The organism is Roseivirga seohaensis subsp. aquiponti (assembly GCF_001267955.1).
In the GTDB taxonomy this organism is placed as follows: Bacteria; Bacteroidota; Bacteroidia; order Cytophagales; family Cyclobacteriaceae; genus Roseivirga; species Roseivirga seohaensis.
Map to the genome: position 1 here is coordinate 127,955 of NZ_JSVA01000017.1, position 22,346 is coordinate 150,300.

At 39.0% G+C, this 22,346-nt stretch carries 26 protein-coding genes; 19 read left to right on the forward strand and 7 right to left on the reverse strand.

Annotation, left to right across the window (positions count from 1 at the left end; genetic code table 11):
- Positions 1–33 precede the first annotated feature (33 nt).
- The 6 genes from OB69_RS14720 to OB69_RS14745 all read left to right on the forward strand — a co-directional run bounded on the left by OB69_RS14720 (position 34) and on the right by OB69_RS14745 (position 6,017).
- The gene (locus tag OB69_RS14720; RefSeq protein ID WP_082338195.1) at positions 34–2,544 is read left to right on the forward strand and encodes a YbcC family protein; all 2,511 of its coding nucleotides are present in this window, start codon (positions 34–36) and stop codon (positions 2,542–2,544) included.
- Between the two features lie 156 nt (positions 2,545–2,700).
- On the forward strand, positions 2,701–3,669 hold the full coding sequence (locus OB69_RS14725) for an NAD(P)-dependent alcohol dehydrogenase (protein ID WP_053224509.1): 969 nt from the start codon (positions 2,701–2,703) through the stop codon (positions 3,667–3,669).
- 35 nt (positions 3,670–3,704) lie between these two features.
- The gene (locus tag OB69_RS14730) at positions 3,705–4,127 is read left to right on the forward strand and encodes a hypothetical protein (RefSeq protein WP_053224510.1); all 423 of its coding nucleotides are present in this window, start codon (positions 3,705–3,707) and stop codon (positions 4,125–4,127) included.
- Complete coding sequence (locus OB69_RS14735) at positions 4,117–4,485, forward strand: DUF1801 domain-containing protein (protein WP_053224511.1); 369 nt, start codon at positions 4,117–4,119, stop codon at positions 4,483–4,485. The genes OB69_RS14730 and OB69_RS14735 overlap by 11 nt, the downstream gene beginning before the upstream one ends.
- Positions 4,482–5,099: a hypothetical protein gene (locus tag OB69_RS14740; RefSeq protein ID WP_053224512.1), complete on the forward strand. Its 618-nt coding sequence runs from the start codon at positions 4,482–4,484 to the stop codon at positions 5,097–5,099. The genes OB69_RS14735 and OB69_RS14740 overlap by 4 nt, the downstream gene beginning before the upstream one ends.
- A gap of 54 nt (positions 5,100–5,153) precedes the next feature.
- Entirely contained in the window at positions 5,154–6,017 is an 864-nt protein-coding gene (locus OB69_RS14745; RefSeq protein WP_053224513.1) for a hypothetical protein, read from the forward strand.
- A 27-nt stretch (positions 6,018–6,044) separates the two neighbouring features.
- On the opposite strand, the gene OB69_RS14750 is transcribed toward OB69_RS14745, so the two are convergent.
- Complete coding sequence (locus tag OB69_RS14750) at positions 6,045–7,049, reverse strand: XdhC family protein (RefSeq protein ID WP_053224514.1); 1,005 nt, start codon at positions 7,047–7,049, stop codon at positions 6,045–6,047.
- A 36-nt stretch (positions 7,050–7,085) separates the two neighbouring features.
- Here OB69_RS14750 and moaA point away from each other — a divergent pair, with 36 nt between their 5' ends.
- From moaA to OB69_RS14775, 5 genes are read left to right on the forward strand one after another with little or no spacing between them, the layout of a single operon-like run.
- A complete protein-coding gene (moaA, locus tag OB69_RS14755; protein ID WP_053224515.1) occupies positions 7,086–8,066 on the forward strand; it encodes a GTP 3',8-cyclase MoaA in 981 nt (326 codons plus the stop codon).
- Between the two features lie 9 nt (positions 8,067–8,075).
- On the forward strand, positions 8,076–9,290 hold the full coding sequence (locus OB69_RS14760) for a molybdopterin molybdotransferase MoeA (RefSeq protein ID WP_053224516.1): 1,215 nt from the start codon (positions 8,076–8,078) through the stop codon (positions 9,288–9,290).
- Positions 9,287–9,763: a cyclic pyranopterin monophosphate synthase MoaC gene (gene moaC, locus OB69_RS14765; protein WP_053224517.1), complete on the forward strand. Its 477-nt coding sequence runs from the start codon at positions 9,287–9,289 to the stop codon at positions 9,761–9,763. The genes OB69_RS14760 and moaC overlap by 4 nt, the downstream gene beginning before the upstream one ends.
- Before the next feature lie 53 nt (positions 9,764–9,816).
- Positions 9,817–10,071 (forward strand): ubiquitin family protein, encoded by a 255-nt coding sequence (locus OB69_RS14770; RefSeq protein ID WP_157608594.1) that lies wholly within the window; start codon positions 9,817–9,819, stop codon positions 10,069–10,071.
- A complete protein-coding gene (locus tag OB69_RS14775; RefSeq protein WP_053224519.1) occupies positions 10,071–11,132 on the forward strand; it encodes a WD40/YVTN/BNR-like repeat-containing protein in 1,062 nt (353 codons plus the stop codon). Before OB69_RS14770 ends, OB69_RS14775 begins: the two co-directional genes overlap by 1 nt.
- Positions 11,133–11,139: 7 nt before the next feature.
- Here the strand turns inward: OB69_RS14775 and OB69_RS14780 are convergent, their stop codons facing one another.
- Positions 11,140–11,700, reverse strand: a complete 561-nt coding sequence (locus tag OB69_RS14780) for an acyl-CoA thioesterase (RefSeq protein WP_053224520.1) — start codon at positions 11,698–11,700, stop codon at positions 11,140–11,142.
- 212 nt (positions 11,701–11,912) lie between these two features.
- Between OB69_RS14780 and OB69_RS14785 the strand changes: the two genes are divergently transcribed.
- A complete protein-coding gene (locus tag OB69_RS14785) occupies positions 11,913–12,503 on the forward strand; it encodes a hypothetical protein (RefSeq protein ID WP_053224570.1) in 591 nt (196 codons plus the stop codon).
- A gap of 105 nt (positions 12,504–12,608) precedes the next feature.
- The gene (locus tag OB69_RS14790; RefSeq protein ID WP_053224521.1) at positions 12,609–12,983 is read left to right on the forward strand and encodes a hypothetical protein; all 375 of its coding nucleotides are present in this window, start codon (positions 12,609–12,611) and stop codon (positions 12,981–12,983) included.
- Positions 12,984–13,054: 71 nt separating this feature from the next.
- On the opposite strand, the gene OB69_RS14795 is transcribed toward OB69_RS14790, so the two are convergent.
- The 3 genes from OB69_RS14795 to OB69_RS14805 are packed head-to-tail and all read right to left on the reverse strand — an operon-like array spanning position 13,055 to position 17,238.
- Positions 13,055–14,269 (reverse strand): BaiN/RdsA family NAD(P)/FAD-dependent oxidoreductase, encoded by a 1,215-nt coding sequence (locus OB69_RS14795; protein ID WP_053224522.1) that lies wholly within the window; start codon positions 14,267–14,269, stop codon positions 13,055–13,057.
- Between the two features lie 30 nt (positions 14,270–14,299).
- Positions 14,300–16,912 (reverse strand): ABC transporter permease, encoded by a 2,613-nt coding sequence (locus OB69_RS14800; protein ID WP_053224523.1) that lies wholly within the window; start codon positions 16,910–16,912, stop codon positions 14,300–14,302.
- Positions 16,909–17,238 carry a PadR family transcriptional regulator gene (locus OB69_RS14805; protein ID WP_053224524.1) on the reverse strand — a complete coding sequence of 110 codons (330 nt, stop codon included), beginning with the start codon at positions 17,236–17,238 and terminating at the stop codon, positions 16,909–16,911. Before OB69_RS14805 ends, OB69_RS14800 begins: the two co-directional genes overlap by 4 nt.
- Positions 17,239–17,497: 259 nt before the next feature.
- Here OB69_RS14805 and OB69_RS14810 point away from each other — a divergent pair, with 259 nt between their 5' ends.
- Together OB69_RS14810 and OB69_RS14815 are read left to right on the forward strand one after the other, a co-directional pair.
- Positions 17,498–17,689 carry a CsbD family protein gene (locus OB69_RS14810; protein ID WP_053224525.1) on the forward strand — a complete coding sequence of 64 codons (192 nt, stop codon included), beginning with the start codon at positions 17,498–17,500 and terminating at the stop codon, positions 17,687–17,689.
- A gap of 128 nt (positions 17,690–17,817) precedes the next feature.
- Positions 17,818–18,378 carry a type 1 glutamine amidotransferase domain-containing protein gene (locus OB69_RS14815; protein ID WP_053224526.1) on the forward strand — a complete coding sequence of 187 codons (561 nt, stop codon included), beginning with the start codon at positions 17,818–17,820 and terminating at the stop codon, positions 18,376–18,378.
- Between the two features lie 92 nt (positions 18,379–18,470).
- Here the strand turns inward: OB69_RS14815 and OB69_RS14820 are convergent, their stop codons facing one another.
- Positions 18,471–18,704, reverse strand: a complete 234-nt coding sequence (locus OB69_RS14820) for a Rho termination factor N-terminal domain-containing protein (protein WP_245620832.1) — start codon at positions 18,702–18,704, stop codon at positions 18,471–18,473.
- A 225-nt stretch (positions 18,705–18,929) separates the two neighbouring features.
- Between OB69_RS14820 and OB69_RS14825 the strand changes: the two genes are divergently transcribed.
- Complete coding sequence (locus OB69_RS14825) at positions 18,930–19,640, forward strand: flavodoxin family protein (RefSeq protein WP_053224527.1); 711 nt, start codon at positions 18,930–18,932, stop codon at positions 19,638–19,640.
- Positions 19,641–19,648: 8 nt separating this feature from the next.
- Here the strand turns inward: OB69_RS14825 and OB69_RS14830 are convergent, their stop codons facing one another.
- Positions 19,649–20,062, reverse strand: coding sequence for an OmpA family protein (locus tag OB69_RS14830; protein ID WP_053224528.1), 414 nt, complete (start codon positions 20,060–20,062; stop codon positions 19,649–19,651).
- Positions 20,063–20,165: 103 nt separating this feature from the next.
- Here OB69_RS14830 and OB69_RS14835 point away from each other — a divergent pair, with 103 nt between their 5' ends.
- The 3 genes from OB69_RS14835 (at position 20,166) to pgl (ending at position 22,314) form a co-directional block, all read left to right on the forward strand.
- On the forward strand, positions 20,166–20,651 hold the full coding sequence (locus OB69_RS14835) for a gluconokinase (RefSeq protein WP_053224529.1): 486 nt from the start codon (positions 20,166–20,168) through the stop codon (positions 20,649–20,651).
- Positions 20,652–20,712: 61 nt separating this feature from the next.
- Positions 20,713–21,594 (forward strand): mechanosensitive ion channel family protein, encoded by an 882-nt coding sequence (locus OB69_RS14840; RefSeq protein ID WP_053224530.1) that lies wholly within the window; start codon positions 20,713–20,715, stop codon positions 21,592–21,594.
- Between the two features lie 12 nt (positions 21,595–21,606).
- A complete protein-coding gene (pgl, locus tag OB69_RS14845) occupies positions 21,607–22,314 on the forward strand; it encodes a 6-phosphogluconolactonase (RefSeq protein ID WP_053224531.1) in 708 nt (235 codons plus the stop codon).
- Positions 22,315–22,346 lie beyond the last annotated feature (32 nt).

A 22,346-nucleotide genomic window follows, 5' to 3' on the forward strand; every position in this document is an offset into this window, starting at 1 on the left:
AAGAAGCGTTTCCTTAACCCTATAAAGGGCAAAATGAAAAATACGAATCATATAGTTTCTCATTTCTTGGAAAATGTAAAACCTGATCAGACTCAGTTTTTAGAACTATTAAGAGAAGTCTGCAAAAAAATTGCTCCTGTATGGCCATTAGAAAATTTTGTAGCGGTAAATCCCTTCTTAGGTCATACCCATAAACCATTTGAACAAGTAGCTCAAGAGTTAGCTGCAGCTGGGGGTATTCATATGACTTTGCCCGCTTCATTCTACTTACAAAAACTAGAAGAAGGGGAATTATTGAAGGAAGACATCGCCCTTGTTTTACGCAAAAAGAATTACAACACAAATGTGGATGCGTTTATAGAAAACGTAGCTAGCGAAGTGCACAAAAGCATTGAAATAACAGCAATCGCCACGGTAATCGATGTAGCCAGTGATATAACGAAAAAAGATTGGAACCGATTTGTAACCACAAGAATTTCCACTTGGGCTGCTGCTTACTTCGACAAAGGTCAAGCCAGATGGGTAGCAGCTAACAAAAATGAAGGCATATTTTCAGCATGGAAATTTGAGGCAGAAATTGATAGAACAACAGAGCTCAGTGGCTTAAAGAATTTCAGAAAACTAGTCAGTTCTATTCCTAAAAACCCTTTAGAAGCGATTAAATGGGCGTTCAAAAAACTCAATGTTGTAGAAAACGAATCTGCTCTTTATCTCCATCGGCTATTGTTAAGAATGGGCGGTTGGGCAGCTTTTGCCGCAAAACAAGACTGGGACAGTGAATTATACGGAGGAAAAGACGGAAAGCTCATCGAGTTTTTAGCTGTACTGGTGTGCTGGGAAGCCTGTTTATTTGAAAGTTTAAGTAGCCCTGAATTGAAGAGAAAATGGAAAGAAACACGTGAAATCCTAACCCTAAATCAAGTAGAAAAGAGGCTTAATTTAGACGTTGCACACAACTTAATCTTGCAAGAGGCTTTCGATTTAGCTACTCAACGTAAGCTGATTAGTAAATTTGAAAAGAAAAAAATAACTAAGATTATCAAGAAAGAACGGGCCAGTGCTCAAGCTATTTTCTGCATAGATGTACGTTCAGAGATTTACCGCAGAAATTTAGAATGCGTGGACCAAACTATTGAAACCCTTGGGTTTGCAGGCTTCTTTGCTTTCCCAATTAAACATATACCCATTGGCCATAGTGAAGGCGAAGCACAGTGCCCTGTATTATTGGCACCTGGCCCAAAGATTATGGATCAAATGGAAAATGAAAAGACACATGCGGAAGTGTTAAAAAAGCGCATACTCACTAAACAATTACAGCAAGTTTGGAAATCGTTCAAGTCAGGAGCAATATCCTGTTTCAGTTTTGTTAGCCCCATCGGAATTTCATATCTACCAAAACTTTTTACCGATTCATTCGGACTTACTCGGCCAGTACCTCAACCAGATAAAATTGGTTTCTCAAAAACAAATTATCTAAAAAAGAAAATCAACATTAATGAACAAACAATCAATAATGAAACCTATGGTATTTCTTTAGAAAAGCAAATTGAAATGGGGAAAAACGCTCTTACAGCTATGTCGCTCACCAGTAACTTTGCCAAATTTGTGCTCATTGTAGGGCATGGTTCTAACATGGTGAACAACCCGCATGCTACTGGGTATGATTGTGGTGCATGCGGAGGTCACACGGGTGAAGCAAATGCACGTGTGGTGGCGGCAGTACTTAATAGTAAAGAAGTGCGAACAGGTTTGCAAAAAGCAAACATTCTTATTCCTTTTGACACTGTTTTTCTAGCCTGCTTACACGATACGACCACCGATGACCTGACTATTTTCAACGAGCAGGACGTGGCCTTATCACAAACAAAAGATTTAGAGTTACTAAAAGAATCGCTAAGCATGGCCGGTAAAGCAACACGCACAGAGCGATTATTGCGATTTTCGGACAGCAAAAAAAATAATACAGACCGATCCGTATTAGTACGGAGCTCTGATTGGTCGCAAGTAAGACCTGAGTGGGGACTTGCCGGTTGTTCAGCTTTTGTGGTTGCACCTCGCCAAAGAACAAGGGACTTAAATCTTGAAGGTAAAGCCTTTTTACATTCATATGATTGGACAAAGGATGAAAATTTCGAGGTACTTGAGTTAATAATGACCGCTCCAATGGTAGTCACCAGCTGGATAAATCTACAATACTACGGTTCAGTGGTCGACAATAAAAATTATGGTTCGGGCAACAAAACCTTGCACAACGTAACATCAGGCTTGGGAGTTTTAGAAGGATACTCTGGCGATTTGCGTGTTGGTTTACCCCTGCAAGCCTTGCACGATGGAGAGCGATTTCAACACGAACCACAGAAACTAAATGTTGTTATTGAAGCCCCTATCGAAGCCATCAATTCAATTCTTGAAAAACATCGCGCTATTAGAGATTTGTGCGACAACGGCTGGTTGTTTTTAATGACCCTAGACAAAACAGGTAATATTTCACACCGGTATTGCGGAAATTTTACTTGGGAAAAGTTAGAAAAGCTTGCTGCTTAAGATTGTTCTTTAAAGCCCACTTTTTCATAATTTCCGAAACTAGAGAAAAGAAGGCCAACAATCCTTAGAGACCACTTTCAATCAAATCTTAATCTTGCTAGATTGTTCTCAAATTATTGGGTAAAGAAAACCCTTAACTCTGGTCAAGTGATTTAAATGAAAGCGTTTACAAAACTCAAATACGGTGGTCCCGAAGTTCTTCAATTAGAGGAAATAGAAAAACCAATAATAAAAGAAGGTCATATCTTAGTCCGTGTTCTGGCAAATTCTGCCAACCCAGCCGATTGGCATATATTAAGAGGCAAACCTTTTTTTGCACGATTCACATTCGGACTGCTAAAACCAAAAGATAGAGTGTTGGGCGCTGATTTTTCTGGTATTGTAGAAGAAGTGGGCAGTAATGTAAGTCGTTTCAAAATCGGTGACCGTGTATTTGGTGAGAAAACACTAGGAGGCGCATTTGCAGAATACATCTGTGTATCGGATGCGGTTTGTGCGAAAATGCCTAAAGAAATTGACTTCCCTAAAATGGCAGCTGTGCCAATAGCTGGTTTAACAGCTTTACAAGCCCTTATCACGCATGGTCAACTTAAAGCAGGAGAATCGGTTTTAATTAACGGTTCTTCTGGTGGCGTTGGCCATTTTGCAGTTCAAATTGCTAAAGCCTATGGCGCTCAAGTAACCGCAGTGTGCTCAAGTAAAAGTGCCGAATTCGTGAAGTCATTAGGTGCTAATGAAGTCATAGCATATGATCAAGTGGATATTCATCAGTATAAAGCCAAATACGATTTAGTTGTAGATACACATGGCAACCTTACACTCAAAGACTATAAACGATTAGGACAAAGAGGAGTAGTTGTAGGCTTTACTAATATGAATCACATGATCTCACTTCTGTTGAGTTCGGCATTTAGCAAATTCAAGCTAAGCCAATTTACCGCTAGTCCAAACCCATTCGATTTGGAAAAAATAGCTTCTCTTATTCAAACAGGAAGTATTCGGCCACATATAGAAAAAACTTACCCGTACCATAAAATCCCGGAAGCAATCGGCTATATTGAAGCCATGCGCACCAAAGGAAAAGTGGTCATGATTTGGCAAGATGGCGGTGATAAATTAAGCTAAAATCGCAAACCACTTATGCTCTTTTAATTTAAAAAATGAAGAACCTCATTAGCTTCAAAGTAGCCACAAAACTAAGTCTGGTAATATTCAGCCTGCTGGCTCTTTTCCATTTAGCTATCATCATTGGTATCGTTCTTTTCGACTACGCGCCTATTGAGTTTTTATGGGGTGGAAGAATGGAAACAAAGAACCAACTCTTGGGTTTCGAGTTTATATCATTTTTCGTAACGACTCTATCCATCATGGCAGTGCTCATTCACTCAAACCGTATACAAGCCCCAAAGCTCAAAAATTTTGCACGTATTTGCCTCTGGGTTTTATTCATAATGTTTGTACTCAACACTTTAGGAAATGCCCTTGCCGAAACCTCTTTCGAAAAATCATTTTCCATTGTAACCGCCATTCTCGCCATACTTTGTTTACGCCAAGCCATTGAAAACAGAAAAAATGATCAGTGATTTTGATAGTTATTACCTAGACAAAGAAGAGCCGAACAAAAGTTGTTTATTGGCTTTACGAAGCCTTATCCTGAATCAAGACGATGAAGTTACTGAAACAAAAAAGTATGGAATGCCTTGCTTCTGCTTCAAGAAGAAAATGTTTTGCTATTTGTGGACAGATAAAAAAACAGACGAACCCTATATTCTTTTTGTGGAAGGGAAATTGTTAGATCACCCAAAGTTAGAAACCGGTACACGCGCCAGAATGAAAATTTTCAGGGTAAACCCCAATGCAGATTTACCTAAGGCCACCCTAGAAACACTTCTAAAGAACGCCTTGGATTTATACAGAAATGGGATAATCAAAATCAGATGAAATTTAATCAGCCTGCATACCCTACTGTCTATTTCAGTGAAAACATTTGGATCACATGCCCGAAATGTGCTGAACCCGCTTTGGTCAATTCCCAACCTAGGAAGTACAGCATCCCATTTCCTTTAAATCATCAATCGAAATGCACTTGTGGTTACTGCGGCTTTCATCAATCAGGAAATGACCAATGGGATGGCTATCTACTAGGCTTTGTAAATCAAAGCTGTGGCCATTGCGGAACTAAAGTTTGCCATTCTACAGAACCCACCAAAAAACCTTATCCAAACGCAAAAGTTACTTGCGAAACCTGTCAACAAACGAGAGCATATGAGCTTGCATGGTATCGATACAGGGGCGATAAACCCACCGACCCTTATTTTGGCTTCGACCTTTGGCTGCAAACTGATGTAAAAGATAACGTACTATGGCTCTATAACCTTGAACAGCTCACCTACTTAAGGGACTATGTAAGCGCAAAATTAAGAGAAGACAATGGCAGACATAAATACTCCATGATTACAAACCTTCCACAATGGATGAAATCCTCTAAAAACCGTGATTTGATTGTAAAGAAACTGAACAAGTTGGAGGAAGAGTTTATAAAAAGGATTGATTGACTCTAAAAATTAGGAATTATATTTCTATTTTAGAATCGGTTAATCAAATTCATCATGAAAAGAAAAGTAGCCATACTATTCACATATACTCTATTCATAATCAATAGTGTCCATGGGCAAAATCCACTCTACAATCTTAACAATCTTCCCTTAACAGATAAAGAGGTTAGAGCTCCAGTATTCGATACTTTTTCGAAATATTTTTTCAAAATTGACTCTACCAAAAACAATTTGTTTATTCAAGACATAAGGCAGTCAAAACAGGGTGAAATTCATTTCTACCAATGGTTAAATGAAATTCCTCTTGAAGAGTTAAACTCCAATAGTTTTCAAGTCAAAAAACAAGACAATCTCATTTCGCTTGAAATCAATAGTTCTTCTAGTATCCTCAACTATATGTTTCAAGAAGAGCAAACTATTTCGGTAGCAACCTTTGCTAGAAAGTTAGAACTGGGACCTTGGGATTATACTGAAGCCCTTTATAGTGAGATGATAAAAACTGTTGAAGCTATTTCAACACTGCTTCCAAATGAGAAGACACAAGCCGATGTCAAAAAAGATAAAGAGAATAGTGGCTTCAAATACATTGCATCAAAAATTCAGGCCATGAATCCTGAAATTGCCAAAGATTCAACTATTGGTAACGGGTACTATTTCAAACAAATAGTTAATGATGACGGCTCAATGATTTACCCTGATATCGTTAAGAAGATTAAGAAAGTGTTGAAGTCTGAAAAAATAGATATTAAAGCTCCATTACCCATAATCATATATGCTACCAATCAGGGAGTAATTGAGTCAATCATTTACCTTAACCACCCCTCAGAGCAGTATGTCAATATTGACATTTCCAAGTTCGAACCTATTGAGATTAGGAACAGTAATCATCCAACTAAGTACACATTCTTAATCAAATAGAAATTTCAATGCGTTTTAGGGTAATTCTTACCTGCCACCATTCTTCACTTTAATTACCTCTGCCATTACGCTAAGAGCAATCTCTCTTGGTAGTTTGGAGCCAATATCTATTCCGATGGGCGCATGAATACCGTCAATTTCTTCGGAACTAAACCCATATTCCTTTAATCTTTCAATACGCTTGGCGTGCGTTTTCCGGCTGCCTAAAGCACCGATATAAGCCACCTTAGATTTTAGCAAAATCTTCAAAGCCTCGTCATCTATTTTCGGGTCGTGAGAAAGAATTACGGCATAAGTGTTCTTATCCAATTTTAAGTTGGGCAACACTTCCTGAGGCCATTGTATATGGATGGTTTGAGGTTTTGCTTTATACTGAGTTTTGCTTGCAAAAGTAGCCCTTGGGTCAATCAATAATGTTTCGAAACCAAACATATGCGCCAGCTCCGTCAGCTCTACGGTAATATGTGCCGAACCGATCAGTAGCATGACAGGCCTTTTCGGAAACACCAGAACGAAATGATTCCCTGAGCTTAACACTTTGCTGTCTCCTTCATAAAAAGCTTGCTCCAATTCAGGCAAAAGGGATTTTTCAAAGGCAGCTCCAATGCTTTCTCCATTGGCCTTTACGATGGAATACTGAGGGTTTTCTTCCAAAGTAGATAAAAGCATAAAGCCTTCATCTTGCTTTAAAAGCTCATCCATTTCATTCCAAATTTCTTTAGGGTAAAAAGGTTGAACAAACACATCCAATGCCCCACCGCAGCTCAAACCTACTTCCCAAGCATCAGCATCGGAAATACCAAAATGAAGCACTTCAGCCTTCTGGCTTTTAATAATTTCGACTGCCTTTTTCACTACAGCGCCCTCCACGCAACCGCCACTCACCGAGCCAGTCATTTCTCCGTTTTCGGAAATAATCAAGGCAGAGCCCACTGGTCTTGGCGAACTTTTCCATGTATTGATTACCGAAGCTATGGCAAGAGTTTGCCCTTCTCTATTTAATTTGCGTATACTTGAAACTATATCAATCATTGCTGGCCATTATTCACCCTAAAAACGAAGATACACTTGCTTTACGATAATCACGGCAGACAACTCAGATATTTGAGATTAGGTGTAACCGAAAGGTGCAATCTGCGCTGCTTTTATTGTATGCCAGAAGAAGGATTGAATTTCAGCCACCGCAGCCAAATTCTTTCTTTCGAAGAAATGGAAAGGCTGACGCGCATTCTGGCAGAAATGGGCATCAATAAGGTGAGAATTACGGGGGGTGAACCTTTCGTTCGTAAGAACATAATGGAGTTGATTGAAAATATCAGTACTATTGAAGGTGTTGATTCTGTGAACATTACCACTAACGGCACCAGCTTAATTGAGCATTTACCCAAACTCAAAGCCATTGGTATAGACGCCATCAACCTTAGTCTTGATTGCTTGGATAAGGAGCGGTTTCTAAAAATCACCAGAAGAGATGAATTTGATCAGGTAATGGATTCGTTTCAGGCGCTGATGGACTCAGGTATTACCACCAAAATCAATATGGTAGTGATGGAAGAGCACAATTTGGAAGACATCATCCCCATGTGCGAACTCACTTTACAACATAAAGTAAGCGTTCGTTTTATTGAAGAAATGCCTTTCAACGGAGGCGGAAAGAAGTTCACGCCAATCACCTGGAATGCCCGACAAATTCTAGCCCATATTCAGGGCCATTACCCTAATGTTGAAAAACTTACTGACGCAGAGAGCTCTACTTCGCTCAATTATCAATTACCGAATGCTAAAGGAAGCTTTGGAATTATTCCAGCCTATACACGTACCATTTGCCATTCCTGCGACAGAATAAGACTAACACCAAAAGGCGAACTAAAAACCTGTCTTTACGATGGAGGAAGCTTCAGTTTTAGAGACTTTATGCGTGCTGGTGCTACGGACGAAGAGATTAGAAATCAATTCAGAACGCTGTTTAGCAACCGAGCGAAAGACGGCTTCGAAGCTCAACAAAAATCATCAAACCCTTTTGAATCAATGGCCACCATTGGCGGATAAAATCACCTTATGGAATTTATTCAGTTTACAGAAGCACTTAATATTGTTAAAAGTCACCCTTTCGTTCCTTTGGTTGAACAAAGGGAATTAAAGGACTGTGTAGGTCTAATTTTAAACGAAGACCTCAAAGCCGATCGTCCCTTCCCTCCTTTTGATCGAGTAACAATGGATGGAATTGCCATTGCCTTTTCCGAGTTCGAAAAAGGGCAACATAGCTTTAAAATCGAAAAAACTATTCCGGCAGGCACACCACAATACACCGTCAAGAATGCAGCTAAATGTGTCCAAATTATGACGGGTGCCATGATGCCCATTGGCTTAGATACCGTTATTCGCTACGAAGACATATCGATTACCGATGATACCGCTACCATAAATATTGAAACGATTAAACCTCAACAGAATGTCCATTTCAAAGGAATGGATAAACAATTAGGTGACACCCTTCTTAAAAAAGGAATTCGATTAGGCGCTCCAGAAATGAATATTGCAGCAGCCATTGGTAAAGCTGAACTTTCGGTACTTATTCCGCCCAAAGCGGTGATAATTACCACTGGCGATGAATTAGTACCCATTGAAAGTACGCCTGAAGCGCATCAAATTAGGAGATCTGGTAATTACGGAGTGCAGGCTTTGCTCAATCAATATGGAATCGAAACCTCCATGCATCACATGAACGACAACAAGGCTGTGATGAAAGAAGACTTAGCAGCCTTGATCAAAACCTATCAATGCATCGTTTTATCAGGTGGTGTGTCGCAAGGAAAGTTTGACTACCTGCCTGAAATTTTAGAGGAATTGGGTGTTCAGAAGCATTTTCACAAAGTAAATCAGCGACCAGGAAAGCCCTTTTGGTTTGGTATCGCGCCTAATGGAAGCACCATTTTTGCCTTGCCAGGCAATCCCGTTTCATCATTTATGTGCGCATCAGTTTATATTCAAGCTTGGGTAAATGCTTCGCTGAAGGTTGAATCAAAAAGCATTAAAGTGAAACTCAACAAAGAAGTCAATTTTCCACCCCCACTAACCTACTTTTTAGAATGCGCCATTGATATTGATGAAAACGGAACCTTAACAGCTTCACCATTTATTGGACATGGATCGGGAGATTTCGCTAATCTTGCTGTGGCCGATGGTTTCGTAATTCTTCCTGCTGAAAAATCGGATTTCAAAGTAGGAGAAGTCTACGATTTTGTACCTTTTAGAAATCTGTTTAAATCATGAGCAAAGAATTCACCCACATAGATCGGAACAAGCCCACCATGGTAGATGTTGGCGATAAAGCAGAGACCAAACGTACCGCCATTGCTCAAAGTATTGTTCAACTGCCAGAAGAAATGAAGGAACATATTGCTGAAGGCGAAATCAAAACTTTAAAAGGCCCTGTTTTTCAAACCGCCATTATTGCCGGCATTCAAGGTGCAAAAAGAACTTCTGAATTGATTCCACTTTGTCATAATCTGCCTTTGAGCAAAGTTGAAATTGACATCAAATTATTAGAAAATCTTAGGGTTGAAATTACTTGTGAAGCCAGAACCTTTGGGAAAACTGGGGTTGAAATGGAAGCTTTGACTGGCGCATCGGTGGCTGCCTTAACGGTTTATGATATGTGCAAAGCATTTTCTCATAATATCGAAATTGAAAACACCCGTTTAATCAAGAAAACAGGTGGGAAAAGTGATTTTGGCCAAGCTTAATCTTGAATTGAATTCTTACAGATTTTAATAGCTTTGAGTTTATGCCTCATGTAATGTTTACATCTGCCCTCAAAACCTTCTTTCCTAACTTAAAGGAAGAATACGTTGAAGCGGACAGCATTGAAACACTTCTTTCGGAACTAGAGAAAAAACACCAAGGAATACAAGGCTATTTGGTTGACGAAAAAGGTCAGATCAGAGAACACGTAAAGTTCTATATTGACGATGAACCTTATAACGAGAAGGCACATTCAGTATTACCAAAATCCGCTCAAATCCACATTATACAAGCCATATCAGGAGGATAATGAAGTTAGCAGTAGGCACAGATAAGGGCTTGCTTATCTATAAGCAAGCGAAAAATAACGAATGGGTTTTGGCCGACATTCACTTTATTGGAATGCCTATTGGTGCTTTTCATACCGATAAGAATCAAAATTGGTGGGTGGCCATCAACCACAAACACTGGGGGCCAAAGGTTTATGTTTCAGCAAATATGGGCGAAACATTTACCGAAGTGAGCAGCCCCATATTTTCAACAGAAAGCCCCTTTACACTCAAATCCATTTGGACGATTGAATCTCAAAATATTGGCAGTATTCAACGTCTCTATATTGGCGCTGAACCCGCTGCCTTATTTTATTCTGATGATTTAGGCAAAAGTTGGAACGAAATGAATGGCCTTAGCAACCATCCTTCTCGCTCAAGTTGGCAGGGTGGTGGAAAAGGAAGCAACTCTCCATTTTTACATACCGTTCTTTCCAATTCAGAAAATGAAAACCATTTAATTGTGGGCATTAGTTGTGCAGGTGTTTTTCAAACTTATGATGGTGGCATTACTTGGCAACCGACCAATACGGGGCTCAAAGCCTTCTTTTTACCCAATACAGAAAGCGTAGTAGGCCACGATCCGCATACGATTTGTCAATCAAAATTGAATTCCAATGTGCTTTGGCAACAAAACCATTGTGGAATCTACCGCTCTGAAGACCTAGGGAAAACTTGGCAAGACATTACTGATCATAAAGGAAAAGCAGTCTATGGTTTTGCGATGACCATTGCGGAAGACAATGATTTAGAGGCTTGGGTAATTCCGGCTCAGAGCGATCATTTGAGAATTCCACATCAACAAAAACTAGCCGTCTATTATACAAAAGATGCTGGGCAAAACTGGGAGTCGCTCGAAAACGGACTACCTAAACCTGCATTTGATTTGGTTTTGCGCGATGCAATGGACATCAAGGGTAATACTTTGGCCTTCGGTACAAACAATGGCAACCTCTATGCCTCGATGGACAAAGGCCAGCATTGGACTACTATAAGTCAGAACTTGAGTGCGGTGCGCTGTGTGGCTTTTATTACTGAATAGAATTGGTTCAAGCCCCTTGAATCTGGCAGTTCTGGCCCTTCAGCAATTCTTCAATATGATCTAGGTCTAAGCTATCCACAGTGTTTTTGAAGTTGGCCTTGTATTCCTGCACCAATTCCTTACGTTTCATCGCCTCTAAAAATCGCCTCATGTCCTCTCTGGTTTCCAAAATTAAACCTGGAACTGGAATTGCCTTCTTAGAGGTTGCATCCAAGCGCACCATAGTGAAGTATGAAGAGTTTGTATGTCTGATTTCACCCGTAATAATACTCTCCGCCTCTACTCTTATTCCCACCGTTACAGAAGAAGTACCTACGTGATTTACAGAAGCATGCAAATGCACCAAGTCGCCTACCTCAACAGGTGCTAAAAAATCGACCACATTCATTGAAGCCGTAACGCAATAACCACCGGCATGCTTGGCCGAACATGCATAAGCCACCTTGTCCATTAAAGACAGAATCGTTCCCCCATGAATTTTACCTCCAAAATTAGCGTAAGAAGGAATCATTAATTCGGTAATCAGGGTTTTAGAATAATTAACAGTGCGGTAAATTGATTTTTCCATATAACGATATTCTCAATAGGGCTAAAGATGAGGAAACTTTTCAATTTAGGCCACACCTATTCTACGCTAATAAGGTTTGAGGCGCGAAAATGGGGCTTCCTATTTTTGAAAAACCTTCCAACATAACAATTTATTTACTATTAATTAATTCTATTGAGCGTTATATTCTGTTAAATGCTAGACAATTTGTATATTGCGGCATATCTGCGCAAATGAAATCCCTAAAGTTTATCTCATTCTGTTTATCACTAGCCTTATGCGTCAGCTGCAATGCTCAAGACAATAAGGAAGATCAAATAAAAATGGCATTGCTTGCTGCACCTGTTGAAGTAAGAGATGGGGCTCATGTATATGGATTTGATGAAGATGGAAAGTTTATCACCCTGCGTGAAGGAACAAACGGTTTCATTGTTCGCTCAGACGACCCAAATCAAGAAGGATTTGAGGTAGTTTGTTATGGTGTTGATGCCGAACCTTTTATGGCTCGTGGGCGCGATTTAAAATCGAAAGGGAAAGGCCGAGCAGAAATACTTAATATAAGAGAAGAAGAAGCTGAGGCTGGCACTTTAAAAATGCCAAACTATGGCTCTGTACTTCACATCTATTATGGCCAAAATGCCAAATATAATCCTGATACAGAGGAAATTGAAGGCGCGAGTTATAGATACGTAATCTACACACCTAAAGCTACTCAGGCTTCGACAGGATTACCCTTACGACCAAATGGCCCTGGTCATCCTTGGTTGATGTTCCCTGGTACACACCGGGCACATATTATGATTACCCCACCGGAGGGAAATTAAAATCTATTAGAATTTATAGAAGGTAGGGTTTGATCAACAAACGTCAATCCTGCTTTTTTGAATATATTGTTTAATTGAACGGATTTCTAATCCAAAAAAGAAGTTATGACAGCAGAATCTAAAGGTTCAAAGTACGATGAGAAAATTGAAGAAGTAATTAGTAAGCTTTTGCGCAGAGGTTACACTGACATTAAAGCCACTATTGAACCTTATGAAGCACCTGCAAGTATCGTAGGCCAAAATCACGAATCTGAATTAATCCCTGACATTACAGGTGAAAAATGGGGAGGTAAAGGTTATTTCGAAATCTCTAAGAAAGATGTTGACCCTGGTGAATTAGCCAGCAAATGGAAAGTACTTGAACTATTGGCTAAAATGAAAAGTGGTGAATTTCAGATTTATGTTCCACACGGTAGCATGCAGTTCACTCAGCGCATTATAGAAAAGTATAACATTCAAGCTGAGCTTGTAAAAATCTAAACTGAGTTTGAATTATCAAACCCAAAAGAGCTTCTGAAAAATCAGGAGCTCTTTTTTTGTGTCTAATAAATCTATTCTGAAGTTTTACCAGCCACAAACCCTGTACTCCATGCAGCCTGAAAATTGAAACCTCCGGTTACACCGTCCACATCAATTACTTCGCCCGCAAAGAATAAATCTGGGCATTTTCTGCTTTCCATTGAATTAAAGTCTACATCAGAAAGTGCAACTCCTCCCGAGGTAACAAATTCTTCCTTAAAAGTAGTTTTTCCTTTCACCTGATAAGTATCATTGAGTAGTAGATTAATTAACCTATTAAGGCTTTTCTTGCTCAGTTCTGCCCAAATGCCCTCTCCATCAACTTCCACTTTCTCTAAAAAGAAGTCCCAAAGTCGATTAGGTATTTCAAATGGATTCTTGTTCCTAATCTTCCTTTTTCCTATGGTTTGAAGAGAATTGGTAAACCAAGCCCTCAACTCTTCTTCATTCATTGGACCCAACCAATTTACCTGAATTTTAAAATCATAATTAAGATCTGAAAGCACACGAGCTCCCCAGGCAGAAGTCTTCAATATGGCTGGGCCGCTCATTCCCCAATGGGTAATCAACAATGGCCCCGATTGCTGCAATTTAGTGCCCTGAACACGCACTGTAGCATTTGGAACAGACAGTCCCATTAAGTTCTTAATGGGTTCCTTGGGCATATTGAAAGTAAACAATGACGGAACCGGAGGAATAATCTCGTGTCCTAAAGCTTTCAGCCAGTCAAAACCTTGTGCTTTTGGGCTTCCACCAGAAGCGACTATTACCTTATCGAAAAACTGGGTTTTCTCTCCAATTTTTAAATCAAAACCAGGCTGTTTAGGTTGAATAGAATTTACATTGGCGTTAACTACTACTTGAATACCGAGCTTAGTCGCTTCCTTTAAAAAGCAATCAATAATCGTTTGCGAGTTATCAGTAATCGGAAACATTCGGTTATCAGCCTCAGCTTTCAGCTCTACTCCTCTTTCTTGAAACCATGCCACTGTGTCGCTAGTAGTAAACTGACCGAATACTTTTTTTAAATGTTTACCGCCCCTTGGGTAGAATTTAATTAAGTCATTATTATTAAAGCAAGCATGAGTTACATTACAGCGTCCACCACCAGAAACTTTCACTTTAGAAAGTAACTTTCCGGTTTTCTCAAAAATGGTAACCCTAGCATTGGGCGAATGGGTTTTACAAGAAAAGGCGGCAAAAAAACCTGCCGCCCCTCCTCCAATAACAGCTATATTTTGGGGCATGCCCAAAGATATAAAGACTAATTCAATGCCTTACTCTATCCTTAAAGTTTCAACAGGGTTTGAACTGGCCACACGATAAGACTGAAAACTGACAGTAAGTAAGGCAATCAGCCAAGAGCCTACGCCAACAATCAAGAAAATACCAGCCCCAATACCTACGCTATAGGCGTAACCTGCTAGCCACCCCTCCATTAAGTAGTAAGTAATTGGTGCAGAAATAAGAAATGCGATCAAAACCAGGGCTGTGAATTTCTTTGAAAGAATCATTACAATTTCACTCACCGAAGCACCTAATACTTTTCTGATTCCCATTTCTTTCAAACGCTGTTTCACCGTGAAAGAAGCCAAGCCGAAAAGGCCAAGGGAAGCAATGATAATGGCCAAGACAGACAAAATGCTGATTACTTTAGTGAGCTGCTGTTCCGACTTATACATTTTATCAATGTGGTCGTCTAAAAATTGGTATTCGAATGGACGCTGAGGGAATAGTGTAGACCATACCGACTCTATTTCAGCAAGTCCTTCTTGGATATTATCAGCCTTGAGTTTAACATTAACCTCACTCCAACCCCATTCTTGATAGGATAGAAAGAGTGGGTCAACCTTCAGGTTTAGTTTATTGTAATTGAAATTTTTTACCACTCCTACAATCGTCCCTAAAGTATCCATACCATCGTAGTGAAAGGCCATACCCAATACCTCTTTACCGCCAGCTCCCAGTTCTTTTGCTAATGATTCATTTACTACAAAGCTTAAACCTGCTTTATCATTAGCGTATTCTCCACTCAAAGCCCTTCCCTCTACAATTTCCATCTCATAAAAGTCCATAAAGTTATGATCTACTACTACAGAAGAAGTAACTCCCGTTATTAATGCCGTATCTGACCTATACTGCATTCCGTTTTGATGTAGATTATTGCCCAAGCGTTGTTTAGTAGCCGTTACATTGGTAATGTTTTTTTGACTCATTAACTCGGTTTTCAACACATCATATTTAGTATTTGTATCGCTATACATATTTACAGCAACGACTAAATCCTTTTTAAAACCCAAATCTAGATTTTGCATATAATTGAGCTGTTCAGTGGCCAAAACGGTACCAATGATAATTGTAATGGCAATAGCATATTGAAAAACCACCAGTGCATTTCTAAAAAACGACTTTCCTGATTTCATTCCACTTCCCTTTAGAGCCATTATTGTATTGAATCTAGACATTACCAAAGCAGGGTAAACACCTGAAAGTAACCCTATGGTTGTAGTTACAATCAAAACAAGAACTAGGTTAATGGGCTGAAAAATGAGACTCAGATCAAGATTTCTATCAATAATTCCGTTGAGTGGAGCTATTGCTGCCCAGCTCAATAAAAAAGCAATAATTAGCGCAATGAAAGATAACATAATGGACTCTATCATAAACTGCCCAGTAATTTGTCCTTTAAAGGCTCCTATTGATTTACGAACCCCTACTTCTCTAGATCGGGTAGCCGCTCTGGCTGTAGAAAGATTCATGAAATTGATACTGGCAATGAGCAAAACGAAAAAGGCAAGTATCAGAAATATATTTACTGAACTACGGTCGAATTTCTTATGGTTATAATAATCGTGGGTTATGTCCATTGAGTCTAAATGAACATCGGTTAAAGGCTGTAGAAATAACGAGTATGCATTCAAAATATCCTCTCCCAAATACTTCACTAAGAAATCATCAAGCTTGGCTTCTAACCTCTCAGCGTCAGTATTATCAGCCAATTGGATGTAGGTATTTAAAAAACTCCATCCCCAGTTCCCTCTATTTTCTTCGTCCCAAAGTTTTGTACTGACTAAGGCATCAAATTGTAAATGAGAGTTATCAGGGGTATCGGCAAAAACACCAGCCACTTTCATCTGATTTTCTCTGTCATCATCCACATCAATCAGTTGGTCCATAGGGTTTTCGTTTCCAAAAATTACTTTAGCAAGTGATTCGCTTATGATAATATTATTGGGTTCTTCAAAAACATTAGCCTTATTTCCTTCAACAAGCTCGAAATCAAACATCTTCAAAAAAGAAGTATCAACACGAGCCAGATTTTCAGCATAAAAAGATTGATTATTATGCTTCAACAAGGTTCTATTCATTCCCCAAAACCGAGTAAAATCAATCACTTCTGGGTAGTCGAGCAACAGATTCGGCCCCATTGGATACATTGAAAGCGCTACTTTTTGTTCTGAAACTGCACCAAAACTTTGCACTTCATCTAGTCGATAGATACTAGCTTTCTTCTTATGAAATCCATCGAAACTCAGTTCGTTGTTTACAAAAAGAAGAATGAGCAGACAAGAGGCCATTCCTAAGGCCAAGCCAAAAATATTAATGAAAGAATAGCCCTTGTGTTTGAGCAAATTGCGAAAAGTGATTTTAAAATAGTTTTTGTACATGACCAGTGGGTTATAAAATGAGAGTTTTCGTTTTAAGTTGAAGTTGCGAAGCGAGCAAAGCACATCGATGAAATAAAGCCATTTGGCTTTTGCTAAACTCATTTCATTCAATCGTTCATGAAAAAGTTCTGCTAAATCACCTTCTACCTCATCGTAGATTTCATAGGCAATAATCCGTTTCAGTAGTTTTCTTAGTAGTAAAGGAGGTGCTTGTTGTTTCATTCTTGAGTTGATAGTTGTGGAATTATACTCCAAAAAGACTGGCGCAGTGATTGGGCTTCTCTCAAAGATTTAAAGCCGTAAGCGGTGACCTTGAAAAAACGCTTGCTCTTCCCTCCTCTAGTCTTGGTTGCTCCACCTACACTTGATTCTAAAAAGCCCTTCTCCTCCAACCGATAAAGCGCAGTATGGATTGCGCTAATATTTACTTTTCGATCGGCCTTCTCTTCAATTTCGCTTTTTACCACTACAGCATAAGCGTTATCATTGAGTGCAGCAACTGCTAAAAGCACTAATTCCTCAAATTCTCCTAAGTGTGTCCCTCTCATTGAATCAATATTATCATCACTTTTGTAAACAATATACTCAAAGCATTGAGAAAGGTTACAAAAGCGCGTTGCTTTTTATGCTCATATAGTTAACGATGTGTGCAATCTTATCCATGCTTTGTAGAAAACTATCACATAACGATTCATACATTAACAATACAAGCAATAGATAAAAAACTAACAAACAGACACTTACGAAAGCGACTAATTATTGGAACAGGCGTTGCAACATAGGAAGCATCACTAAACAATAAAAATCATGAGTGCAACAACAGATAAAATCAAAGGAAATTGGAATCAACTTAAAGGCAAAGTGAAACAAAAGTATGGTAACCTTACCGATGACGATTTGACTTATGCCGAAGGCCAAGAAGATGAATTAATTGGCAGAATTCAAGAGAAAACCGGTGAGTCAAAAGAATCAGTAAAAAAATTCATCGACTCCCTTTAAACCTAAAAAGGCCCAGTAGAGTAATCCGCTGGGCTTTTCAACTAATCAATATTTAATGTTTAACCCACGGTGAACGATCGGTTTGTTTAACTCTAAACAATGCGTAACACCAAAAAACAAATCAAAAAATGGAAAATTTAGAAGGAAAGAAAGTAGCCATTTTAGCCACAAATGGTTTTGAAGAATCAGAATTAACATCTCCTAAAAGTGCTTTGGAAAAAGCAGGAGCAACTACCCATGTGATTGCTCCCGAAAGCGGAACGATTAAAGGTTGGAAAAATGGCAATTGGAGCAAAGACGTAGATGTAGATGCTGTTTTGGATAACGTAGATGCTTCGGATTATAACGCTCTCGTATTGCCGGGGGGAGTAATTAACCCGGACTTATTAAGAAGAAATGACAAAGCCATTGAGTTTATAAGAAGCTTTTTTAAAGCGCATAAGCCTGTAGCTGCTATTTGCCATGGACCTCAGTTGCTTATTGAGGCAGAAGTAGTAGAAGGTCGTAAAATGACATCTTTTTCCTCTATCAGAAAAGATTTAGAAAACGCAGGAGCACACTGGGTAGATCAAGAAGTAGTGGTTGATGAAGGACTCGTTACTTCAAGAAGCCCAGAAGACCTAGATGCTTTTAATGCAAAAGTAGTTGAAGAAGTAGCTGAAGGTAAACACGAAGAACAAACTGCCTAAACGGCTTATCATTAAAAATTTAAGGGGCTACCTGTAAAGCGGATGTCAGGTTTTTGGTTTAATATTCTGCTTTTAGGGTGCCTCTTTCCTTTTTAATCTTCGCGAAGTGCGTCAATTAATTGCTGCTTATTCATCTTAGATCGACCATCAATTCCAACTTGTTTGGCTTTATCATATAGTTCGGACTTGGTTCGCTCTTCATAGGGTTTTGCTTTACCTCCTTTTACACCACTATCGGGTGTGTTGGCAATTCTAGCAGCTTTTTCTTTACTCATTCCTTGGTCTCTCAAGGCTTCGTATTGTTTTTCGTTTTTAATTCTGGGCATATTTTTCATCATTATAAAATTTAGTTCAATGGCATTAACACCATTGCCGTACCAAAAAATTAACAACTATAAATCAATAAGTTAGTAAAACATTCTCGTGGTGAAAACTGCGAAAACTGTAGAAGCTTGTAAACAAGTTTATCGACAAAACTACCTACCACTAAATAAGTTTTAACATACCCTGACTAAACCAGTTACACTATTAAATAACTCAAACCCTATATTATGAAGGATATAGATTTCACATCGTTAAAAGCATTATATATCAATTGCACGCTGAAAAAATCTCCAGAAGAAAGTCACACTCATGGACTTATGAGGGTTTCTATGGACATTATGGAAAAGGAAGGAGTTGCCGTTGATCACATTCGATTGGTAGATCATGATGTGGCTTTTGGTGTATACCCCGACATGACCGAACAAGGATGGGAAAAAGACGAATGGCCAGAATTGGTAAAGCGAGTTCTAGATGCCGATATTCTCATTATCGGAACGCCAATTTGGCTAGGTGAAAAGTCGTCAGTGGCTCAAAAACTCATTGAACGCCTATACGCCATGAGTGGCATGCAAAACGATAAAGGCCAATACCTTTTTTATGGCAAAGTAGGTGGATGCGTAATTACAGGTAATGAAGATGGAGTAAAACACAATGCCATGTCAATACTTTATGCTTTGCAACATATTGGCTATTCTATTGCACCTCAATCAGATTGCGGATGGCTTGGCGAAATTGGGCCTGGACCGAGTTATTTAGACAAAGAATCAAACGCCAGTCAAAATGATTTCACTAATCGTAATACCACTTTTATGACCTACAATCTTTTACACCTAGGCAAAATGTTAAAAGAAGCTGGTGGCTATTCTGCTTATGGTAACTCGAGAAAAGATTGGGATAATGGCAACCGATGGAGCTTTGAAAATCCGGAATACAGGTAATAAACGTATTAAATCGTGAGCCAAAAAATAATGTCCACCCTCCTATTCATGCGCCTACCATAGTTTGTAGAATTGTCGTAAGTGGGGTTAAAAAGTCCGAAATCTTTGATTTCAATAGACTCCCTTTTTATGTCTTTATTCTTTAATAGTATTTTTATAACCGACTGACTTCGTGCTTCAGAAAGCACTTCATTGTATTCACTTCCGCCCACATCATCTGTATGACTATGCACAGTAATCATAAAATTATGTACACTCGGAATGGAGTCAAGGAATGCCAATAACTGTTTAGAATCCTGAGAACTCACATAAGAACTTCCTCCTCTAAAAAACACACTCCGAATATAAGAAGGCTCTCCAACACCTTGGGCATTGGTAGGCAAGCAGGCAAAAATCAATATCGCTACGAGCAGGCTCTTCATTACCCTTAATTTATAGCATAAAAATGATTTATACATCTTTAGTGAAACCAAACAGAATGGACAGCCTTTATATTTCTGATATTCGGTAAATTTGAAGGGTTATATGAAAAATATTATTGTAATAATGGGTATTTCGGGCGCGGGAAAAAGTAACGTGGCTGAAGCTTTGTCTAAATCTCTACACCTTCCATATTTAGATGCAGACGATTTTCATTCAAAAGCTAACTTAATGAAAATGAGCAGCGGAACGCCATTAACAGATGACGACCGATGGCCTTGGCTAGCCTCTATTGTAGAACACATTTTAAATACACACAGATCAGAATTTATTTTAGCCTGCTCAGCTTTAAAACAATCTTACAGAGATTACCTTTCTCAAAGACTTTCTATTACATGGGTATTTTTAGATATCACTGAACATGAAGCAACTGCTAGGCTGGCAAATAGAAAGCAGCATTATACACAGGCTAGTTTAGTTCAATCGCAATTAGCTACATTAGAAATACCAAAAAACGCTATCAAGATTAACGCTACAGATAAATTATCCTCCATCGTAAGTAGAATTGAATTGCAGCTAAAAAAGGATTAGGGGTGTTTTCATCAAAATTGATTTAGATTAAGTATTTTCACCAAGCACCTGTTCTTGCCTTATGGAAAAGAGTATTAAAGAACTTATGAATGACCCTACTATCAGCAATTTGGTGATCGTTTTCGTTGGTCTATCTGTCATTTGGATACTGATTAAATTTATCCAAAACAGATTCACTGGAAAAATCAAAGCAGCTGACAACCGGCACAGGACTAAAAAACTCATTAGTTTCATAGGTTATTTCTTGACCATAATTCTCGTTACGACTGTTTACAGCGACCGTTTAGGCGGTTTTGGTGTAGCGCTAGGCGTTGCTGGGGCTGGAATTGCCTTTGCCTTGCAAGAGGTAATTACAAGTGTTGCGGGTTGGTTGGCCATTGTATTTGGAAACTTCTATAAAACTGGCGACCGTGTTCAACTTGGCGGAATTAAAGGCGATGTAATGGATATTGGCGTTTTGCGCACCACCCTTATGGAAGTTGGTCAGTGGGTAAATGGAGATTTATACAACGGTAGGATTGTAAGAATTTCGAACAGCTTTGTATTCAAAGAGCCTGTTTTCAACTATTCAGCTGATTTTCCTTTTTTATGGGATGAAATGAAGATTCCGCTCAAAACCGAGTCGGATTACAAATATGCCAAAGAAGTTTTTCTGAACATTATGGACGAGTCATTGGGAGACTTTGCCAAAAACTCTCAAGATGCATGGAATAAAATGACCCAGAGTTTGTATGTAGAAAATGCACAAATCACACCTATGGTAAGTATGTCTTTTGACGAAAGTTGGATGACTTTTACGCTTCGCTACATTGTGAATTACAAAATGCGTAGAACTACAAAAGATATGCTCTACATTAAAATTTTAGAAGCCATAAAGGCAAGCAATGGCAAATTAAAAATTGCTTCAACTGCCATAGAAGTCACCAATATGAATAAGAGTTAAGATTTTAATTCAATGGAAATAAAAACCTTTAAAAACCCCGAGGCTACAGCAAAAGCCTTTGCAGATTACCTGTGTGAAATTCAGCAAGAAGTGAATAGACTGAATATTGCACTTTCAGGTGGTTCAACCCCCAAACTTCTATTTGAAATTCTAGTAAATAAATACTCAGACAAAATTGAATGGCCTAAATTCCATTTCTACTGGGGTGATGAACGCTGTGTACCACCTACTTCTGGAGAAAGTAATTATGGAATGACGCACGAGTACCTCTTTCAGCATTTAGAAATTCCTGAAGAAAATATACATCGAGTTTTCGGTGAATGCGACCCAGATGAAGAGGCTGTCCGTTATGGAAAACTTATATCCGAAAACCTACCTCCGATTAACGGTTTACCGCAATTCGATTTAATAATACTTGGTTTGGGGGAAGACGGCCACACCGCTTCAATTTTCCCTCATCAAATGGAATTGCTCACTTCAAAGGATGTTTGTGAAGTAGCAGAGCACCCAATATCTGGCCAAAAACGAATTACACTTACAGGATCAGTAATTAACAACGCCAAAGAAGTTTGCTTTCTGGTAACCGGTGATGCAAAAGCTGAAAAAGTAAACGAAATCCTAAGTATCACTGGCGACTGTGAGCGCTATCCAGCAACTTACATAAAGCCTACCCATGGTAACCTGATTTGGTTTTTAGATAAGGCAGCTTCTGGAAAGTAAGAGACCCTAACTTCAATCTATCACTTTCCATT

Bases quoted from the DNA above. Each gene is read 5' to 3' on its own strand.
- OB69_RS14770 (WP_157608594.1), top strand. From the start codon at position 9,817: ATGTTTACATCTGCCCTCAAAACCTTCTTTCCTAACTTAAAGGAAGAA.
- OB69_RS14760 (WP_053224516.1), top strand. From the start codon at position 8,076: ATGGAATTTATTCAGTTTACAGAAGCACTTAATATTGTTAAAAGTCAC.
- OB69_RS14735 (WP_053224511.1), top strand. From the start codon at position 4,117: ATGATCAGTGATTTTGATAGTTATTACCTAGACAAAGAAGAGCCGAAC.
- OB69_RS14750 (WP_053224514.1), bottom strand. From the start codon at position 7,049: ATGATTGATATAGTTTCAAGTATACGCAAATTAAATAGAGAAGGGCAA.
- OB69_RS14720 (WP_082338195.1), top strand. From the start codon at position 34: ATGAAAAATACGAATCATATAGTTTCTCATTTCTTGGAAAATGTAAAA.
- OB69_RS14725 (WP_053224509.1), top strand. From the start codon at position 2,701: ATGAAAGCGTTTACAAAACTCAAATACGGTGGTCCCGAAGTTCTTCAA.
- OB69_RS14795 (WP_053224522.1), bottom strand. From the start codon at position 14,269: ATGCCCCAAAATATAGCTGTTATTGGAGGAGGGGCGGCAGGTTTTTTT.
- OB69_RS14840 (WP_053224530.1), top strand. From the start codon at position 20,713: ATGGAAAAGAGTATTAAAGAACTTATGAATGACCCTACTATCAGCAAT.
- OB69_RS14835 (WP_053224529.1), top strand. From the start codon at position 20,166: ATGAAAAATATTATTGTAATAATGGGTATTTCGGGCGCGGGAAAAAGT.
- OB69_RS14785 (WP_053224570.1), top strand. From the start codon at position 11,913: ATGAAATCCCTAAAGTTTATCTCATTCTGTTTATCACTAGCCTTATGC.
- OB69_RS14775 (WP_053224519.1), top strand. From the start codon at position 10,071: ATGAAGTTAGCAGTAGGCACAGATAAGGGCTTGCTTATCTATAAGCAA.
- OB69_RS14790 (WP_053224521.1), top strand. From the start codon at position 12,609: ATGACAGCAGAATCTAAAGGTTCAAAGTACGATGAGAAAATTGAAGAA.
- OB69_RS14730 (WP_053224510.1), top strand. From the start codon at position 3,705: ATGAAGAACCTCATTAGCTTCAAAGTAGCCACAAAACTAAGTCTGGTA.
- OB69_RS14830 (WP_053224528.1), bottom strand. From the start codon at position 20,062: ATGAAGAGCCTGCTCGTAGCGATATTGATTTTTGCCTGCTTGCCTACC.
- OB69_RS14745 (WP_053224513.1), top strand. From the start codon at position 5,154: ATGAAAAGAAAAGTAGCCATACTATTCACATATACTCTATTCATAATC.
- OB69_RS14740 (WP_053224512.1), top strand. From the start codon at position 4,482: ATGAAATTTAATCAGCCTGCATACCCTACTGTCTATTTCAGTGAAAAC.
- OB69_RS14780 (WP_053224520.1), bottom strand. From the start codon at position 11,700: ATGGAAAAATCAATTTACCGCACTGTTAATTATTCTAAAACCCTGATT.
- OB69_RS14810 (WP_053224525.1), top strand. From the start codon at position 17,498: ATGAGTGCAACAACAGATAAAATCAAAGGAAATTGGAATCAACTTAAA.
- OB69_RS14815 (WP_053224526.1), top strand. From the start codon at position 17,818: ATGGAAAATTTAGAAGGAAAGAAAGTAGCCATTTTAGCCACAAATGGT.
- OB69_RS14805 (WP_053224524.1), bottom strand. From the start codon at position 17,238: ATGAGAGGGACACACTTAGGAGAATTTGAGGAATTAGTGCTTTTAGCA.
- pgl (WP_053224531.1), top strand. From the start codon at position 21,607: ATGGAAATAAAAACCTTTAAAAACCCCGAGGCTACAGCAAAAGCCTTT.
- OB69_RS14825 (WP_053224527.1), top strand. From the start codon at position 18,930: ATGAAGGATATAGATTTCACATCGTTAAAAGCATTATATATCAATTGC.
- OB69_RS14800 (WP_053224523.1), bottom strand. From the start codon at position 16,912: ATGAAACAACAAGCACCTCCTTTACTACTAAGAAAACTACTGAAACGG.
- OB69_RS14820 (WP_245620832.1), bottom strand. From the start codon at position 18,704: ATGCCCAGAATTAAAAACGAAAAACAATACGAAGCCTTGAGAGACCAA.
- moaC (WP_053224517.1), top strand. From the start codon at position 9,287: ATGAGCAAAGAATTCACCCACATAGATCGGAACAAGCCCACCATGGTA.